Source organism: Bradyrhizobium sp. 1(2017) (assembly GCF_011602485.2).
Lineage (GTDB): Bacteria > Pseudomonadota > Alphaproteobacteria > Rhizobiales > Xanthobacteraceae > Bradyrhizobium.
Genome location: NZ_CP050022.2, coordinates 3329225 through 3346767 on the forward strand (window position 1 = coordinate 3329225; position 17543 = coordinate 3346767).

Below are 17543 nucleotides of genomic sequence, written 5' to 3' on the forward strand. Positions count from 1 at the left end.
ACAAGACAACGAAGGAGAGACCAAAATGTTTGCTCGAAGAACACTGTTGATGGCCGCGGCGTTCACTGCCCTGTCGCTTGGCGCGGCTTATCCGGCGGCTGCGGTGGATTTGACCATGTATTATCCGGTCGCGGTGGGAGGTCCCGTCACCAAGATCGTTGACGATATGGTCGCGCGCTTCGAGAAGGAAAACTCCGACATCAAGGTGACGGCGGTTTATGCCGGCAATTACACCGATACGATGACCAAGGCGATGACCGCCATGAAGGGCGGCCAGCCGCCGCAGCTGTCGGTGTTGCTGTCGACCGACGTGTTCACGCTGATGGACGAGAACGCCATCGTTCCGTTCGACGACCTCGTCAGCGACAAGGCCTGGTTCAAGGAATTCTATCCGGCGTTCATGGCCAACGGTCAGATCGACGGCAAGACCTGGAGCATTCCGTTCCAGCGCTCGACCATCGTGCTGTACTGGAACAAGGATGCCTTCAAGGACGCCGGTCTCGATCCGGAGAAGGCGCCGGCGTCATGGGACGAAATGACCGAGATGTCGAAGAAGCTGATCAAGAAGGACGGCTCCGGCAACACGACACGCTGGGGTGTGGAGATCCCCACGACCGGTTATGGCTACTGGATGCTGCAGGCGCTCGCCATCGAAAACGGCCAGAAGATGATGAACGAGGCCGGCACAGAGGTCCACCTGAGCGCACCGAAGACGGTTGCCGCGCTCGACTATTGGGTCGATCTGTCCCGCAAGCACAATGTGATGCCTGCGGGCAGCATCGACTGGGCCACGCTGCGCACCGACTTCCTCGAAGGCAAGACCGCGATGATGTGGCACACGACCGGCAATCTCACGGCCGTCAAGGACGCCGCGAAATTCCCGTTCGGCGTGGCCATGCTCCCGGCAAAGGAGCGGAGGGGCTCGCCGACCGGCGGCGGCAGCTTCTACATCTTCAAGAGCGCATCACCCGAGCAGCAGAAGGCCGCCGTCAAGTTCATCCAATGGATGACGGCGCCGGAGCGCGCGGCAGAATGGAGCATGAAGACCGGCTATGTCGCCGTGTCGCCGGCCGCTTACAAGACCAAGGCGATGGAAGAGTACGCCAAGGGTTTCCCGCAGGCGACCGTCGCTCGCGATCAGCTTGAGCACGCGGTGCCGGAGCTCTCGGTTCACGAGAACGGCCGGATCTACAAGTTCGTCAATGACGCGGTGCAGGCCGCGGTCACCGGGTCTCAGAAACCGCAAGAGGCGCTGGCCGCCGCGCAGGCGCAGTCCGACCGCGTGCTGCGCGCTGCCAAGTAAGGAGCGCTGCGGGATGGCGGTTCGCCGCCATCCCGCGATCTCAGCATGACCGACGCCACCGCCGCATCGCCAATTCCCGAACGCCGCGAGCCGTCGCAGGCTTGGTGGAATGCCGTGAATGCGTGGCTGTTGCTGTTGCCGGCGGCGGTGTTGCTCATTGCCTTCACGCATTATCCGATCCTCGCGACGATCCGGCATTCGCTGTTCATCACGAAGCGCAACGGCACCGAGATCTTCGTCGGCCCCGACAGCTACCAGGCCATGGCGGCCGATCCGATCTTCTGGAAAGCGCTGATCAACAATTTCTGGTTCGCGCTCGGCACCATCCCGACCTCGATCGCACTCGCGCTGATCATGGCGATCTGGGTCAATCGCAACATGCGCGGCCGCGGCTTTCTGCGCCTCGCCTACTTCACGCCGACCGTGCTGCCGATGATCGCGGTTGCCAACATCTGGCTGTTCTTTTATACGCCGGATTACGGCCTGCTCGATCAGCTGCGTGGATTGTTCGGTCTTGGTGGCTGGAATTGGCTCGGCGATCCCTCCACGGTGATGGGCTGTCTGATCGTGATGGTGATCTGGAAGGAGGCCGGATTCTTCATGATCTTCTATCTTGCCGCGCTCCAGCAGCTCTCGCCGGATCTCGAGGAGGCCGCCTCGATCGAAGGCGCGAGCCGCTGGTACACGTTCCGCCGGATCACCTTCCCGCTATTGATGCCGACCACGCTGTTCGTGGCGATCAACGCTGTTATCAACTCGTTCAAGCTCGTCGACCACCTTGTCATCATGACCAAGGGCGGCCCGAACAACGCCAGTACGCTGCTGCTCTATTACATCTATGAGGTCGCCTTCACGTTTCAGGATTCGTCCTATGCGGCAACGCTGACGGTGGTGCTGCTGTTGCTGCTGAGCGCGGTGGCGCTGGTCAAGTTCGGCTATCTCGATCGCAGGATCCACTACCAATGAGAGGGCGGACGCACCCCGTCGAAGCGATCGCTGCGTGGCTGCTGGCGTTGGTCTGGCTCGCGCCGCTGGCCTATGCTTTCTGGAGCGCGTTGCATCCGGCGGCCTATGCGACGTCGTTCAGCCTCTCGGCGCCCTGGACTCTGGAGAACTTCGAGCGGGCCTGGAAGCAGGCGCCGTTCGCCCGCTACTATCTCAACACGATCGTTCTGGTGACGCTGGTCCTGGTCGGACAGCTCATCCTGTCGACGCTCGCGGCTTACGCTTTTGCGCGCTTCAAATTCCGGGGCAGCGCTATCGCCTTTGCACTGGTGCTGCTGCAGTTGATGATCATGCCCGACGTGCTGATCGTCGAGAATTACCGCGCAGTCGCCAAGCTCGGGCTATTGGACACGATCCCTGCGATCGCGCTGCCTTATCTTGCCAGCGCCTTCGGCATTTTTCTTCTGAGACAAACCTTCAAGAGCGTACCGCAGGAACTGGTCGAGGCCGCGCGCGTCGAAGGGGCAGGGCCGCTCGGGATTCTCTGGCGGGTCTATGTGCCGCTGGCGCGGCCGACTTATGTGGCGTTCGGCCTCGTCTCTGTCAGTTATCACTGGAACAATTTCCTCTGGCCGCTGATCGTCACCAATTCGGTGGAGGCGAGGCCACTCACCGTGGGCCTTGCGGTGTTCGGCGCGCCCGAGACCGGGGTGGACTGGTCGGTCATCACAGCGGCAACGGTAATGACCATGGCGCCGCTGCTGATCGCGTTTCTGCTGTTCCAACGGCAGTTCGTTCAATCCTTCATGCGCGCAGGTATTCGTTGATGCGGCTCCTGACCTGGAACATTCAATGCGGCAAGGGCTGCGACGGCGTGACCGATCTCGCACGAATCGTCAGGATCGCCAGGGAGACGTGCGACGCGGATGTCTTCTGTTTCCAGGAGGTGAGTACCAGCTTCTCCAGGCATGATGGGGGGAGCGATCAGAGCGCCAAGCTCGCTGCGCTGCTGCCGGGCTACATGCCGGTCTTCCGGCCGGCGATCGAAACCGTCGACCGGACAGGCGGGCTGCATCGCTTCGGCAACATGACTCTGTCGCGCCTGCCGGTCGTTCAGATCAGCAATCACATTCTGCCCTGGCCGCGCGCCGGCACGGGACGCAGCATGCGGCGCCATGCGCTGGAGGTGACGGTCGAGGCGGCTTTCGGCCCGGTGCGCATCGTCAACACGCATCTCGAGTATCATTCGGTCGCTCAGCGCGAAGCTCAGATCGTGCGTTTGCTGGAGTTGCAAGAGGATGCATCGACCAGTCCGAAGGCGCCGACCGGAGCGCCCGACGAGCCCTATGAGAGCCAGACGGTCGCGGCGTCGAGCTTGATGTGCGGCGACTTCAATTTCGACGTGACCGAGCCTCAGCACGCAATGATCGATCGGTCGAGCCGGTCTGGGCTCAATTACCGTGACGCCTGGTCGGTCGTTCGTGGGGGCGGGCAGAGGTCGCCCACCTGCGGGCTGTACGACCACGTTCAATGGACCGCGGGACCCGATTGCCGCGACTTCATTTTCGCGACGGAAGATCTGGCCGGTCGTCTTAGCAAGATTGATGTCAACGGTCAGACCGATGCTTCTGACCATCAGCCGGTTTGGATCGAACTGGCGGATAACATGCAGGTCCAGCGGACCCGACCGGACAGTGGCTGAACGGGCATGGCGAAATCCTCAAAACTCGTTGTGGCGAAGAAGGGACGAGTGTTTCTGGTTCGGCGACGGCGAGACAAGCTCTGGATGTTTCCAGGTGGCCGCAAGGTATGCCGGTGAAGGCGAAAGGAAATGCTTGTTCCGCGAAATCGGCGAGAGGTTGCCCAAGCTCAAGCTTGGATCGGTCAAGCTGTGGGAGGAGGTCAAAGGCAGGAACCAGCAATCCCGCAAGAGGATGACGCGATCTTCCTGACGAAGCGGGTGTCCGGCCCGTTGAAGATCGGCGACAAACGGGAACTCGACAAGGCCGCGTGGCGCAAGCCGCAAGGGCTAAGGCTTACTCCGACATCGCGCTACATTTGCGACAAACTGTTTCCGGTCGGGTGACAAGGATCGGCCCAGGCGGCTGCACCTCGGCCATTGCAGGCCCCGCCGCGTGCTCCTAGTGGGGGTAGGGGACCAAATTCGCGTCCCGATGGGGTAGTCCTCTCACACGCAGCCGCCGAGGCAAGCGGTCGGAAGCTACAAGGGGCAGTCCGGCCAAGGGGTCAACGAAGCGATCTTGCGGATCAGGAGGATGTTGATGCATCTTCGCCATCGAGGTGACGATATTAAATTTGGCTGGCATTTATTGGCTGTACCTAGCTCAAACTTCCTCATGATGGACTGGAGCGAGAATTCCAGTGTTTCATATACGTGGAGGGCTGTGTGTGCACGATGTGTGCACCGGTAGATCAAGAAAGATCAACTAGAGGGATGGTCCCGGCGGCGATCCGCGGCCCGCGGGGTGGTAATCGACTGGTGAACCAGCTGCGTACCTCTATCGTCATTGTCAGCAACGCTCAAATGACGAGCCGGCAAGGCCACGAACGCTATTGTTCGGATTACATGGGCCAAGCCATTGACAGAGCCAATGTGGCTTCGCACAGGGCGGCCGCATGCAGAACTCGGAAATCTTCATGGCGCCGCCCGATGAATTGGACGCCGACGGGAAGGCCGTTTTCGGCGAAGCCTCCGCAAATGACAGCGGCGGGCTGCCCCGTCTGATTGAACATAGCGGTGTATGTCGTGATGTCCAGCAGCCGTCCTTCGTCAGGGGCGGCTCGATCCGCCGGGAAGCCGACGACGTGAGTCGTGGGTGCGACGATCAAATCGAATGGGAGCGTCCGTTCGGTCACAGTGGCTTTTGCGCGTTCCAGTTCGTCGCTCGCCTTCAGGAGTTGCTCGGCATCGACCTTCGCGCCGCAGGTGATCAGTCCGTGAAGCGCAGGATGGACCAGCGCGACGCCGCTCGATATGCACCCACACGCGTGGTGGAAAGGCGCCTGACATTATCGAGTGGCACTTCGAGATCGGAAGCGGCTATGTCTTGAATTTTTCAGATCGTAAGTTTGCGCAATTTTTCGCGGAAGAACTCAGCATCAATATTGACGAGAAAGATCCGCACGCGGTCATCGCGGCGCCACGCCCGCTCTCCGGCGTCGAGCAGCGCATTGCGGACCTCTAGGAGGCAGCTAACGTCTCAATGAATTCTTCCATCGATGGCTGCTGCGCATGCTGCACCTTAAGAAGATCTTCAACCTTGAGATTGGTGTAGCGCTGGAGTTGTCGCCAATCCTTGTGACCGGTGACCAGTGCTACCTTTTCGATTGGAAGTCCTGCTTCGAACAAACGGCTCGTTCCCTCGTGGCGTAGGTCGTGAAAGTGCAGGTCATCGATCTTGAGCTCATCGCACGCCCGGGTGAATGCCGCACTCACGGATCTGTAGTTATGGGGAAAGATCCGCCCGTGGCCTCGAGTCACAATTCGCTGCTGAAGCACGACCTCCCACGCGTCATAGCCCGTTAGGTTAAACAGGGGTACTTTCTGATCATTTCCCTCCTTGTTCCTCGGGTCCTTTCTGTCTTGGATAACCACTAGTCGCTTTTTCATGTCTCCCAGCGACCACTCGGGTTTACAGATCTCTTCCTGGCGCAAAGTCGTTGCCACGGCATATCTGACGATCCGTCCCATCGGAATGAATTGCCGGCGGTTCGTCTCGAAGTATTCGATTAGTTCGTCGAGTTCGCCTTGTGTGGGTCGTCGGGCGCGCTCTTTGCTTTTTCCAACCAGATTTAAGTGACTTAGCGCGACGCGTGCGAGGCGGGCTTCCTCGGCCGAAACCTCGACGCCGCGCACAGCAGCGGCGTGCGTCATGATTGTGCGGATGAAAGACAAATCGATCGCGAACGTCGCGGGGCCAGCGCCCTGCTTGGCGCGCTTTCTTCCGAATTCGATCAACCGCTCTCGATTGAGCGCGGGCAGCTTCACACTGCCGAGCTCAGTCTTGAGCGACGCCATCACGGCAGCCTTTGACCGGCGAGGGGGCTTTCCAACCTCGCGCATGTCTTCGTCGTGCAGGTCCATCAGATCGCCAAACGTGCGAACGTCCCGGACCACGCGTGGCTTGGACGATCCGTTGCGGTCGATATCGCGCTCCATCTCGAGCGCCCATTCTTCGCCGTCCTTGCGTCGCCGGAACGTCTCGGCCACATAACGGGTCTTGCGGCGGACTTGGACGCGCCAGTTTCCAGATGCCAATTGAGTGAAGGTCGCCACGCGTGTGTACTCCGGCTTTCGTGTGCACTATGTGTGCGCCGAGAGGTCAGAAAGGGTACAAGCGTGTGCAATTCCGGCTAGTTTGGAGTGCACACGTTCCTCTTCCATCCCATTGAGATAGTAGGATAAACGTTTGAAATCGCGAGACTATCGCTTTTCCGTCGCGCCCATGATGGATTGGACTGACCGGCATTGCCGGGTGTTCCACCGTCACCTGACGCGGCGGGCGCTGCTCTATACGGAGATGCTGACCACGGGCGCCATCATTCACGGCGACCGGGAGCGGCTGCTTGGGTTCGACGTGTGCGAGCATCCGGTGGCGCTTCAGCTTGGCGGGTCGGATCCGCACGAGCTCGCGCAGGCCGCGCGGATCGGCGAGGCGTTCGGTTATGACGAGATCAATCTCAATGTCGGCTGTCCCTCCGATCGCGTGAAGGATGGCCGCTTCGGCGCCTGCCTGATGGCCGAGCCGGAGCTGGTGGCGCGATGCGTCGAGGCGATGAAGGCTGCAGTCGCCGTTCCCGTCACGGTGAAATGCCGCATCGGCATCGACGATCAGGATCCGGAGGTCGCGCTCGATACGCTCGCGTCCGCGGTGGTGGCGTCCGGCTGCGATGCGCTGATCGTGCACGCGCGGAAGGCCTGGCTCAACGGCCTGTCGCCGAAGGAGAACCGCGACATCCCGCCGCTCGATTATGATCGGGTCTACCGGCTCAAGCGCGCGATGCCTGGCGTGCCCGTCATCATCAATGGCGGCATTCGGAGCATCGACGAGGCCAAGGTGCATCTGGCCCATGTCGACGGCGTGATGCTCGGCCGCGCCGCCTATCAGGAGCCGTGGCGGCTGCTTGGCACCGATGCCGACGTCTTCGGCGAGGCGTCACCGCACGTCTCCATGCAGGACGCACTCGAGGCGATGATGCCCTACATCGAAGAACAGCTGGCGCGCGGCACCCGGCTGCACGCGATCACGCGGCATTTCGTCGGCGCATTCCACGCCGTGCCCGGGGCGCGCGCATTCCGTCGGCATCTCGCCGAGCAGGGGGTGAAGCCGGGCGCCGGTCTCGACGTGCTGCGCGATGCGATCGCGCGTGTCGGTACACGTGCGCCCGCGGAGGCGGCGGCCTAACGCATGATCCGGAATCGCGCTTGAGGTCGGTCTAGTCGACCGCCGCGCGTGAGCGACGGGAGCGGCGCTGCAGCTCCGGATATCCTGTCAGCATCAGCGTGTCCGCGCGCACGCCCCAGCTTTCCAGGCGGTCGAGGAAGCTCATCCCGAGCAGATTGGTCTTCATCTGGCCGCGTTGCACGACGAGGGCCGGCACCGACTTCTCGACCAGCTTGCCGACGGCCAGACGGTCGAGCGTGAGCCGGGCTGCCTTGGTGTGGCCGCCTGCGGTCTCCAGGTCGACATCGTATTCGAGCATCTCGAGCGGCAGCCCGATCGCCTTCGCGGTTTCCCAGGTCAGCACCACCGAGGTCGCACCGGTATCGATCACCATCGGTGCCGCCACGCCGTTGATCTTGGCACGCAGTGCGAACTCGCCGCCCTGGCCGCGCGGGATATGCACGGCAGGGGCCGGGCCGGCAGTCTGCCCGCGGAAGATGTGTGTGACCTTGTGGCTGGCACGCGCGATCTGGTCGGGATCGCCATAGGCGACCACCGCGCCCGCGGTGCCCGCGAGCATGACGACAACGAGCAGGAAGCGGATCATTGCGCGCCTCCGTGCGGGCGCGTGCCGGTCAGGTACGCTTGGGTGATGCCGCGATCGGCGCGAGGCCCGCCTGATTCATGCGCGCCGGCAACAGCGCCATGATCGCAAGCCGTTCCGCGCTGTCCATGGCGTGCCAGCGCGCGATCTCCGGCAAGGTCCGGCCGCAGCCGAAGCACAGCTTGGTCTTGGGATCGATCATGCAGACGGCGACGCACGGCGTTTCTTTGCTCATACGGATATAGTGAGGGATGGTCGGGCATGTCTGCAAGCATCTCGTTAAGAGCCCGTGCCTGCGCTCATGATCGGCTTGTGTCGCGGCCGACGCTTCTCGTCGGGAACGAGCGAACCTTCCGGCTGGAGCGGCGGAGAATCGTCCGACAGCGGTGCCAGCGCGCTCATCACGCGTTCCGGCGGGAAGGTGACGATCACCTCGGTGCCGATGCGCAGCTTCGATTTCAGCGTGAACGTGCCGCCATGTAGGTCGATCAGATTCTTGGCGATGGGCAGGCCAAGGCCCGCGCCCTGTTCGGCTGATTTGATCGAGTTCGAGCCCTGGCCGAACGAGGCGAGCACGACCGGAATCTCGTCCTCGGGGATTCCGGAGCCGGAATCCCTCACCGAGAGATATTGTCCTCCTGAAGCGGTCCATCCTGCCTTGAGCCAGATCTCGCCGCCCTGCGGGGTGAATTTGATCGAGTTTGAGAGGAGATTGAGCACGACCTGGCGGATCGCGCGCTCGTCGGCCCACAGCCGCGGCATGGCCTGCTCGAACATCTCGTGGATGGTGATGCCGCGGCTGGACGCGCGCAGCTTCATCAAATGGTGGCAGTCGGCGACGATGCCGACCAGCGACACCGCTTCCTCGTTGAGTTCATAGCGTCCGGCTTCGATCCGGGACAGATCGAGAATCTCGTTGATGAGATTGAGCAGGTGCACGCCGGAATTATGGATGTCGGCGGAATATTCCTTGTAAACCGGCACCGCATGCGCGCCAAAAATCTCGCTCTTCATCACCTCGGAGAAGCCGAGGATGGCGTTCAGCGGCGTGCGCAGCTCGTGGCTCATCTGCGCGAGGAAACGCGACTTGGCGACGTTGGCGGCTTCGGCGCGGTGGCGTGCTTCGTCCGAGATCGCCTTGGCCTGTTCGAGCTCGCCGATCAGCGCGTCCTTCTCGGCGCGCGCCTCGAGCGTGGCGAAGGTCGAGGAGTGCAGGCGGTGGGCCAGCAGCACGAAATAGCCTTCGGCCGCGAGCGCGAGCGCCGCCAGGATGTAATTGTCCAGCGAGCCCGTCATCACGAAGCTCAGCGCCATCGCGACGGCGACCGGCGCGGTGGCGGCAACGGCGGCGATCGGCAGGTTGGCGGCCAGCATGCTCGATACTGCGATCACCAGCAGCATCAGGAAAACCATCAGCGTTTCCGTGACCAAGTCGAGCACGGGATGGATCAGGATCGCCATCCAGCACAGGCCGTAGAGCAGGTCGAGCACGACGAAACGCGTCCGCCACGCGCGCGTCGCCGCTGGAGAACTGGGCGCGGCCAGGAACCGACGGCAGCTGCGGATCATGGCGGCGTGGATGCAGAGCATGCCGGCGGTCCAGGCTGCGGCCGGGATCGGTTGCATCCAGAGCCCGAACAGCACGCCGGTCGCGACCACCAGCAGCATCACGACATAGGATGCCGACAGCCGCGTCTGGGCATATTGGCGCAGCATCTCGGCGTCGAAGGCGGGCCGGGTTCCGCTGGTCGACGTTAACTTGTCGCGCGCCTCGCGCACCCGCTGCGCCGCAGCCCTTCGACTGCTCGCCGATGGAGCGCTCACCGGCTCGGCCGGAAGCTGCACAACCTCGGGCTTTTCAGCGGGGTTACTCATCAAGCAACACGATTCCTGCCCGCGCCGGACGCGGGCCTTCTGCATTGTCTATCTTTGGCAAGAAATCCTTAAGAGGTGACTTAAGGAGCTAAAGAATTACGTTAACCGGACGTTAATTGATGTCCCGTCCCAGCCTCCGCCGGCTGTGGACCTCTTTCACCTGAAGAAAACGAGCGTGACCAACGCGAAGACCGGCAGCAGGAGGAGGGAGGTCCAGCCCATGTAGCCGAAGAAGCCCGGCATCGCGATACCACCCGCTCGCGCAATCGCATACACCATGAAATTGGGCGCGTTGCCGATGTAGGAGTTTGCGCCCATGAACACCGCGCCGGCGGAAATTGCGGCAAGGGTCAGGGCGCCGTTCGTCATCAGATGCTGGGCGTCGCCTCCGGCAAGCTCGAAGAAGACCAGATACGTCGGTGCATTGTCGAGAAAGGATGAGAGCAGGCCCGTCAACCAGAAATAGGCGGCATTGTTCGGCGTGCCGTCCGCGTTGGTGACCATGTTGACGACGGAGGCAAACGCGCCGGATCGGCCCGCATTCAGCATCGCAAGTACGGGAATGATGGTGATGAAGATGGCGGCGAACAGCTTTGCCACTTCGATCATTGGACCCCAAGAAAAGCCGTTCGCGTCGTGGTCCTCCTTCGGCGTGACGGCAAGGGATGCGAACACGACGCCGATCATCACGGCATCGCGCAGGAGATTTTGCACCTGGAGGTGCGTGCCGAGGACGTCGAACCCGCCGAGGTCTAGCTTGGCGCTCAAGAGGATTGCGGCAACGATGACTCCCATCAGGACGAAGTTGAGGCCGCCGCTGATCCGCAAAGGATTGTCCGGAGTCGGGTCCGGTTTGACCCGGCCTTCCTTGCGATAAAGATATGCGTCGATGCAAAAGAACAGGGCGAGCAGGATCCAGGCCGCGAACGTGGTCTGGGGAAACAGATGCGTCGTCGTCCAGAAGAAGTCCACGCCGCGCAGGAATCCCAGAAACAACGGCGGATCTCCCAACGGCGTGAGCGAGCCGCCGATATTCGACACCAGAAAGATGAAAAAGATGACGACGTGCGCGTTGTGCCGCCGATCGTCATTGGCGCGGATCACCGGCCGGATCATGACCATCGACGCGCCGGTCGTGCCGATGATGCTCGCGAGCAGCGTGCCTATGGCGAGCAGGAGCGTGTTCAGAAGCGGAGAGCCGTGAAGATTGCCGCGTACCACGATTCCGCCGGCCACAGTGAACAAAGCAAGGAGCAGCAGAATGAAGGGGACGTATTCAACCAGCGCGGTATGAACGAGCGCCCGGATGATCGGAAACGGGCCGTACCACATTGCAAACGGCAGCACGATCAGGGCAGCCCACATTGCGGCAATCTTGCCCTGGTGATGCTCCCAGAAGTGGGGTGCAGCGAGCGGGAATATTGCGATGGACAACAGCATGCCGGCGAACGGGAGCGCCCATTGCGGGCGAAGGCTCGCCCCGTCGAGCGATGCGGCCAGCGCCGGCGCGGGTGATGCTGCCAGGATTGCGATGGCAAGGAAGAGCAGGCTTGTAACGAGGGGGGAGCGCCGCCGACAGACCCTGTGCCTGGCGATCTCGGTGCCTCCCCGTCGAAGCGCCGGCGCGACACCGACATAGGCAACAACAAGGATGGCGGCGATTTCGCTGAGCAAGACTTCCCCCGAAGATTATCTTTGTGTCAGTTCGTCGCCTGCAGAAGCTTCGTCGCGGCCGAGGTCGCGACGAAGCTGCATGCTGATGAGGTCGCGGCAGAACGTCAGCGCTGCAGGCGCGCCAGCAGGCTCGACGTGTCCCAGCGCTTGCCGCCCATCTTCTCGACCTCGGAGTAGAACTGGTCGACCAGTGCGGTCACCGGCAGGTTGGCGCCGTTGCGGCGGGCTTCAGCCAGCGAGATCGAGAGGTCCTTGCGCATCCATTCGACCGCGAAGCCGAAGTCGTATTTGTCGTCGTTCATGGTCTTGTAGCGGTTTTCCATCTGCCAGGACTGCGCCGCGCCCTTGGAGATGGTCTCGATCACCGCGGCGACGTCGAGGCCGCTCTTCTTGGCGAAGTGGATACCCTCGGAGAGACCCTGCACCAGTCCGGCGATGCAGATCTGGTTGACCATCTTGGTCAGCTGGCCGCTTCCGGCGGGCCCGAGCAGTTTGCACATCCGCGCATAGGCGCCGGTGATGATCGGCTCGGCGCCGGAATAGGCGTCCTGCGCGCCGCCGCACATCACCGTCAGCACGCCGTTCTCGGCGCCGGCCTGGCCGCCGGAGACCGGGGCGTCGACGAACTTGAAGCCGGCCTTGGTCGCGGCCGCATCGAGCTCGCGCGCGACCTCGGCCGAGGCGGTGGTGTGGTCGACGAAGGTCGCACCCTTCTTCATGCCGGCAAACGCGCCGTCGGGGCCGATCGTGACCGCGCGTAGGTCGTTGTCGTTGCCGACGCAGCACATCACAAAATCCTGGCCTTCGGCAGCGGCCTTCGGGGTCGGTGCGGTCTTGCCGCCGAACTTGTCCGCCCACTCCTTCGCCTTGGCCGCGGTGCGGTTGTAGACGGTGACCTCATGGCCCCCTTTTTTCGCGAGGTGTCCGGCCATGGGGAAGCCCATCACGCCGAGACCGAGGAAAGCGACTTTAGCCATGTATGGTACCTTGTCCGTAGTTGGGTTTTACGGTTCTTGCCGGGCGAGCAGGACGCCTGGTTCCGCCTGGGCGGCGGGTTGGGGCGCACCATAAACCCTTGAGGCCGGAGGGCAACGGCTTCGTTTGGCGGCCCCCTGTGCTAGGATGGCGGACCTCAAGAACCAAAAAAAGGGAGCGAAGACATGAGCGTGGGTGTGAGCGTGGGCGTGCTCGATCATTTCAACATCCGGACCCGGAAACTGGCCGAGACGGTCCGCTTCTACGAGGACGTGCTGGGCCTGGAAAATGGTGCCCGGCCGAATTTCGCGTTCCCGGGTGCCTGGATGTACAGCGAGGGCAGGCCGGTGGTGCATCTCGTCGATATTTCGCCGACCGAAGAGCCACAAAAGCCGGATTCCGGCGTTGTCCACCATGTCGCCTTCGTCAGTCGCGGCTTTGACGGCATGAAGCAGCGGCTGACCTCCAAGGGGATGAAGTTCGACTCCCGCCAGGTGCCGGGCGGCGACCTCTGGCAGATCTTCGTCCACGACCCCAACGGGGTCATGATCGAGCTGAACTACGAGGCTGCCCTGGAGCAGGGGGCGGCGCCCGCCGAGATGGCTGACGATATCGGCAGGCAGTAGCCTTTTGGGCGTTTCCGCTCTAATGGGGCATTCTCAAGCCTTGAGCATGATCTCCGGAAAACCGCTCTACACTTTTCCGGATCATGCTCCGTTCAGGAGATGCGCTTTGAGCGTGACGCAGCAACAGGTTCTCGACAGCCTCGGCCGGATCAAGTCGCCGCGCGGGGTCGCGCTCACCAATGCCAATGTGCTGAGCGGGATCAGCGCCTCCGACGGCAAGGTGTTCTTCTCGATCAATGTCGATGCCGCCGAGGCGCGGGCCTGGGAGTCCATCCGGGCCGAAGCGGAAGCCGCCGTGCGCGCCATTCCCGGCGTTACCACCGTGATGGTTGCGCTCACCGCCGAGCGCAAGCCGGGCTCCGCGCCGCCGCCACCCCCACAGCCGAGCCGCGGCACGCCCGGCGTGCAGCCGGCCCATGCCCACAAGCCGCCGCAGGGCGGCGGCTCGCCGATGGCACGGCAGTCGGAGATCCCCGGCGTCGCCGCCGTGATCGCGGTCGCCTCGGGCAAGGGCGGGGTGGGCAAGTCGACCACCGCGCTCAATCTGGCGCTGGGCCTGCGCGACCTCGGCCTCAAGGTCGGGCTGCTCGATGCCGACATTTACGGCCCCTCGGTGCCGCGACTGACCGGCCTGCACGACAAGCCCGAGCTGAACAACGAGCGAAAAATGATTCCGCTCCGGCGCTTCGGTCTCGCCATCATGTCGATCGGCTTCCTGGTGGAGGAGGAGACCGCGATGATCTGGCGCGGTCCCATGGTGATGTCGGCGGTGACGCAGATGCTGCGCGACGTCGAATGGGGCAAGCTCGACGTGCTGGTGGTCGACATGCCGCCGGGGACGGGCGATGCCCAGCTCACGCTGGCGCAGAACGTGCCGCTGAAGGGTGCCGTGATCGTCTCGACCCCGCAGGACCTGTCCCTGATCGACGCGAGGCGGGGGCTTGCCATGTTCAGCAAGGTCAACGTGCCGGTGCTCGGCATCGTCGAGAACATGAGCTACTTCCAGTGCCCGCATTGCGGCACCAAGTCGGACATTTTCGGGCATGGCGGAGCGCGGCATGAGGCCGAGAAGCTCGGAGTACGGTTCCTGGGCGAGATCCCCCTGCACATGGCGATTCGCGCCACGTCGGATGCCGGCAATCCCGTGGTGGACAGCGAGCCGGACGGACCTCATGCGGCGATCTACCGCGCCATTGCAGGCCAGGTCCGGGACCAGCTCAAGGGTGCCGTCGCCACGGCCTGAACCGGCCGCCACGGCATGCGCTCGGGCATGCGACTTTTGTAGCGCCCCGTCATGCCATTGTCGCGTTCCGCAGGCGGGGCTTCCGTGGTAAAGGCCCACGGCAGTCAAGCCCCTTCGGTTCGACGCGGCCTGAACGCGTCGCCGGAATGCGCGGCGGCAAGAAGAGAAGTTAAGGGGAAAACGCCCCAGCAAGGAGAGACCTGAAGATGAAGCGTCGTGACTTTCTTAAAGTGTCGGCAGCAGGCGCAGCGGCGACCGCGGTGGCCTCGCCGGCGATCGCGCAGTCCTCGCCCGAGATCAAGTGGCGCCTGACTTCGAGCTTCCCGAAGTCGCTCGACACCATCTATGGCGGCGCCGAGCAGGTGGCGAAGTACGTCGCCGAGATGACCGACAACAAGTTCCAGATCCAGGTGTTCGCCGCCGGTGAAATCGTTCCCGGCCTGCAGGCGCTGGATGCGACTTCCAGCGGCACGGTCGAAATGTGCCACACCGTGTCCTACTACTACGTCGGCAAGGACCCGACCTTCGCAATTTTCGCCTCCGTGCCGTTCGGCCTCAATGCGCGTCAGCAGAATTCGTGGCTCTATCAGGGCGGCGGCAACGAACTCGCCAACGAGTTCTTCAAGAAGTCGAATGTGGTCGGCTTCCCCTGCGGCAACACCGGCACCCAGATGGGCGGCTGGTTCCGCAAGGAGATCAAGACCGTTGCCGACCTCTCCGGCCTGAAAATGCGCATCGGTGGCATTGCCGGCCAGGTGCTCCAGAAGGTCGGCGTGGTGCCGCAGCAGCTCGCCGGTGGCGACATCTATCCGGCGCTGGAGAAGGGCACCATCGACGCGGCCGAGTGGGTCGGCCCCTACGATGACGAGAAGCTCGGCTTCGCCAAGGTCGCCAAGTATTACTATTACCCGGGCTTCTGGGAGGGCGGTCCGACCGTGCACGCCTTCGCCAACCTGGAAAAGTTCAATGCGCTGCCGAAGAACTACCAGGCGATCCTCGCCAACGCGACGACGAACGCCAACACCTGGATGGCCGCGCGTTACGACATGCAGAACCCCGCGGCGCTCAAGCGTCTGGTCGCCGGCGGCACCCAGCTTCGCCCCTTCACCAACGAGGTGCTGGAAGCCTGCCTCAAGTCGACCAACGAGTTGTGGGCTGAGATCTCAGGCAAGAACGCCGACTTCAAGAAGACGATCGACGCCATGCAGGCCTACCGCTCCGACGAATATCTCTGGTGGCAGGTCGCCGAGTACACCTATGACAGCTTCATGATCCGCTCGCGCACCCGCGGCTGATCGACGGCTTAAGTCGTATGATCAATAGCCCGGCCTCCCTAGGAGGCCGGGCTTTTTCTTTGCCGCAGTGGCAATCAAGATGGCTTTCGGCCCCGCGATGTTCCATGCTGCCTCCAAGCCTCGACAAGAAGGCTCCACAATCACATTCATCAGGGTAGGAAATCATGAAGAGAAGAGACTTCATCAAGGTCACAGGACTTGGTGCGGCAGGTGCCGCCACGCTCGCGGCACCCGCGATCGCGCAGTCGATGCCGGAAATCAAATGGCGTATGCCGACGAGCTGGCCGAAATCGCTCGATACGCTGTTTGGCGGCGCTGAGATGATGTGCAAGATGGTCGCGGAAGCGACCGACAACAAATTCCAGATCCAGATCTTCGCCGCCGGCGAGATCGTGCCGGGTCTCCAGGTGCTCGACGCCGTGCAGAACGGCACCTGCGAGATCGGCCACACCGCGTCCTACTATTATTTCGGCAAGGACCCGACCTTCACCTTTGGCTCGGCGGTGCCGTTCGGTCCCAACATGCGCATCAACCAGGCCTGGTACATGCTGGGCGGCGGACGCGACGTCTTGAACGAGTTCTACAAGAGCTACAACGTCATCTCGCTGCTCGCGGGCAACACCGGCTGCCAGATGGGCGGCTGGTTCAGGAAAGAGGTCAACACGCCCGACGACCTCAAGGGCATGAAGTTCCGCGTCGGCGGCTTTGCCGGTCGCGTGCTCCAGAAGCTCGGCGTGGTGCCGCAACAGCTCGCCGGCGGCGATATCTATCCGGCGCTGGAGAAGGGCACCATCGACGCCGCCGAATGGGTCGGCCCCTATGACGACGAGAAGCTCGGCTTCTACAAGATCGCGCCGCACTATTACTACCCGGGCTGGTGGGAAGGCGGGCCGATGCTGATGGCCTTCGTCAATCTCGACAAGTGGAACGCGCTGCCGAAATATTACCAGAGCGTGCTGGAGCAGGCCGGCCACTACGCCAACAACTACATGATGGCGCGCTACGACAACGCCAACCCGCTGGCGATGAAGAAGCTGCTCGCGGGCGGCACCAAGCTGCACGCCTTCTCGCCCTCGATCATGGATGCCTGTTTCAAGGCCGCCAAGGAGCTGCACGCCGAAGTCGGTGCAAGCAACCCCAACTTCAAGAAGGTCCACGACTCTCTCGCCAAGTTCACGAGCGACGGCTACGCCTGGTTCCAGGTGGCCGAAGTCGGCTACGACATCTTCATGGCGCGGCGCTCGCAGAGCTGATCACGCCATCCGTAGCCTGCAACGCCCCGGAGCGCAGCTTCCGGGGCGTTGTCGTTTTCAGCGCGGCGGAAAGGGCCTCCAAACAAAAACATCGAAAACAACCCCATGCACAGTAGACGAGGACAAGATTTTCAATGACTTGAAGGCATGCCGCCAATGGCTACGGAATTGCCGAATCCCCTTGACGCGTCGGGCAAAACAGTGGCAGAATTCCAGGATCGCATAATCCGAATTCTGCGACGGCGAGGATCTCGGGCCCTGAGGAGCTTCAACCCCGACGTCGCTCAGAGCGCGCAGCGCAAGGCATGGTCGTCGTCGACCGCCAGCCAATCGACCGCGACCAAT

General features: G+C 62.6%; 17 protein-coding genes and 1 pseudogene. 11 read left to right on the forward strand and 7 right to left on the reverse strand.

Going from position 1 to position 17543, the window contains the following annotated elements:
- The first annotated feature begins 25 nt into the window (after positions 1 to 25).
- From HAP40_RS15410 to HAP40_RS15430, 5 genes and pseudogenes are all read left to right on the forward strand, one after another.
- Positions 26 to 1303 carry an ABC transporter substrate-binding protein gene (locus HAP40_RS15410; RefSeq protein WP_166817016.1) on the forward strand — a complete coding sequence of 426 codons (1278 nt, stop codon included), beginning with the start codon at positions 26 to 28 and terminating at the stop codon, positions 1301 to 1303.
- Positions 1304 to 1348: 45 nt separating this feature from the next.
- Positions 1349 to 2269 (forward strand): carbohydrate ABC transporter permease, encoded by a 921-nt coding sequence (locus tag HAP40_RS15415; protein WP_166817015.1) that lies wholly within the window; start codon positions 1349 to 1351, stop codon positions 2267 to 2269.
- Positions 2266 to 3075, forward strand: a complete 810-nt coding sequence (locus HAP40_RS15420; protein ID WP_166817014.1) for a carbohydrate ABC transporter permease — start codon at positions 2266 to 2268, stop codon at positions 3073 to 3075. The genes HAP40_RS15415 and HAP40_RS15420 overlap by 4 nt, the downstream gene beginning before the upstream one ends.
- A complete protein-coding gene (locus HAP40_RS15425) occupies positions 3075 to 3950 on the forward strand; it encodes an endonuclease/exonuclease/phosphatase family protein (RefSeq protein WP_166817013.1) in 876 nt (291 codons plus the stop codon). The genes HAP40_RS15420 and HAP40_RS15425 overlap by 1 nt, the downstream gene beginning before the upstream one ends.
- Before the next feature lie 6 nt (positions 3951 to 3956).
- Positions 3957 to 4334, forward strand: a pseudogene (locus HAP40_RS15430) (NUDIX hydrolase).
- A gap of 497 nt (positions 4335 to 4831) precedes the next feature.
- On the opposite strand, the gene HAP40_RS37335 reads toward HAP40_RS15430, so the two are convergent.
- On the reverse strand, positions 4832 to 5125 hold the full coding sequence (locus HAP40_RS37335; protein WP_414645383.1) for an amidase family protein: 294 nt from the start codon (positions 5123 to 5125) through the stop codon (positions 4832 to 4834).
- 191 nt (positions 5126 to 5316) lie between these two features.
- On the opposite strand from HAP40_RS37335, the gene HAP40_RS15440 reads away from it, so the two are divergent.
- Positions 5317 to 5454, forward strand: coding sequence for a hypothetical protein (locus HAP40_RS15440; protein ID WP_166817012.1), 138 nt, complete (start codon positions 5317 to 5319; stop codon positions 5452 to 5454).
- On the opposite strand, the gene HAP40_RS15445 is transcribed toward HAP40_RS15440, so the two are convergent.
- Positions 5451 to 6545: a site-specific integrase gene (locus HAP40_RS15445; protein WP_166817011.1), complete on the reverse strand. Its 1095-nt coding sequence runs from the start codon at positions 6543 to 6545 to the stop codon at positions 5451 to 5453. The two genes, HAP40_RS15440 and HAP40_RS15445, sit on opposite strands and share 4 nt — an antisense overlap.
- Before the next feature lie 169 nt (positions 6546 to 6714).
- Here HAP40_RS15445 and dusA point away from each other — a divergent pair, with 169 nt between their 5' ends.
- Positions 6715 to 7674 carry a tRNA dihydrouridine(20/20a) synthase DusA gene (gene dusA / locus HAP40_RS15450; protein ID WP_246741364.1) on the forward strand — a complete coding sequence of 320 codons (960 nt, stop codon included), beginning with the start codon at positions 6715 to 6717 and terminating at the stop codon, positions 7672 to 7674.
- 31 nt (positions 7675 to 7705) lie between these two features.
- On the opposite strand, the gene HAP40_RS15455 is transcribed toward dusA, so the two are convergent.
- The 5 genes from HAP40_RS15455 to HAP40_RS15475 form a co-directional block, all read right to left on the reverse strand.
- Positions 7706 to 8260, reverse strand: coding sequence for a TIGR02281 family clan AA aspartic protease (locus tag HAP40_RS15455; RefSeq protein ID WP_166817009.1), 555 nt, complete (start codon positions 8258 to 8260; stop codon positions 7706 to 7708).
- Positions 8261 to 8288: 28 nt separating this feature from the next.
- Positions 8289 to 8492 (reverse strand): DUF1289 domain-containing protein, encoded by a 204-nt coding sequence (locus tag HAP40_RS15460; RefSeq protein ID WP_166817008.1) that lies wholly within the window; start codon positions 8490 to 8492, stop codon positions 8289 to 8291.
- A 44-nt stretch (positions 8493 to 8536) separates the two neighbouring features.
- The gene (locus HAP40_RS15465) at positions 8537 to 10132 is read right to left on the reverse strand and encodes a sensor histidine kinase (protein ID WP_166817007.1); all 1596 of its coding nucleotides are present in this window, start codon (positions 10130 to 10132) and stop codon (positions 8537 to 8539) included.
- A gap of 156 nt (positions 10133 to 10288) precedes the next feature.
- On the reverse strand, positions 10289 to 11680 hold the full coding sequence (locus tag HAP40_RS15470; RefSeq protein WP_166819486.1) for a sodium:proton antiporter: 1392 nt from the start codon (positions 11678 to 11680) through the stop codon (positions 10289 to 10291).
- Between the two features lie 230 nt (positions 11681 to 11910).
- Positions 11911 to 12783, reverse strand: coding sequence for an NAD(P)-dependent oxidoreductase (locus tag HAP40_RS15475; RefSeq protein WP_166817006.1), 873 nt, complete (start codon positions 12781 to 12783; stop codon positions 11911 to 11913).
- Between the two features lie 183 nt (positions 12784 to 12966).
- On the opposite strand from HAP40_RS15475, the gene HAP40_RS15480 reads away from it, so the two are divergent.
- The 4 genes from HAP40_RS15480 to HAP40_RS15495 all read left to right on the forward strand — a co-directional run bounded on the left by HAP40_RS15480 (position 12967) and on the right by HAP40_RS15495 (position 17198).
- Entirely contained in the window at positions 12967 to 13407 is a 441-nt protein-coding gene (locus HAP40_RS15480; protein ID WP_166817005.1) for a VOC family protein, read from the forward strand.
- A 106-nt stretch (positions 13408 to 13513) separates the two neighbouring features.
- Positions 13514 to 14650 carry an Mrp/NBP35 family ATP-binding protein gene (locus HAP40_RS15485; protein WP_166817004.1) on the forward strand — a complete coding sequence of 379 codons (1137 nt, stop codon included), beginning with the start codon at positions 13514 to 13516 and terminating at the stop codon, positions 14648 to 14650.
- A gap of 206 nt (positions 14651 to 14856) precedes the next feature.
- Positions 14857 to 15945: a TRAP transporter substrate-binding protein gene (locus tag HAP40_RS15490; protein ID WP_166817003.1), complete on the forward strand. Its 1089-nt coding sequence runs from the start codon at positions 14857 to 14859 to the stop codon at positions 15943 to 15945.
- Positions 15946 to 16109: 164 nt separating this feature from the next.
- The gene (locus tag HAP40_RS15495; RefSeq protein ID WP_166817002.1) at positions 16110 to 17198 is read left to right on the forward strand and encodes a TRAP transporter substrate-binding protein; all 1089 of its coding nucleotides are present in this window, start codon (positions 16110 to 16112) and stop codon (positions 17196 to 17198) included.
- The last annotated feature ends 345 nt before the right edge of the window (positions 17199 to 17543 follow it).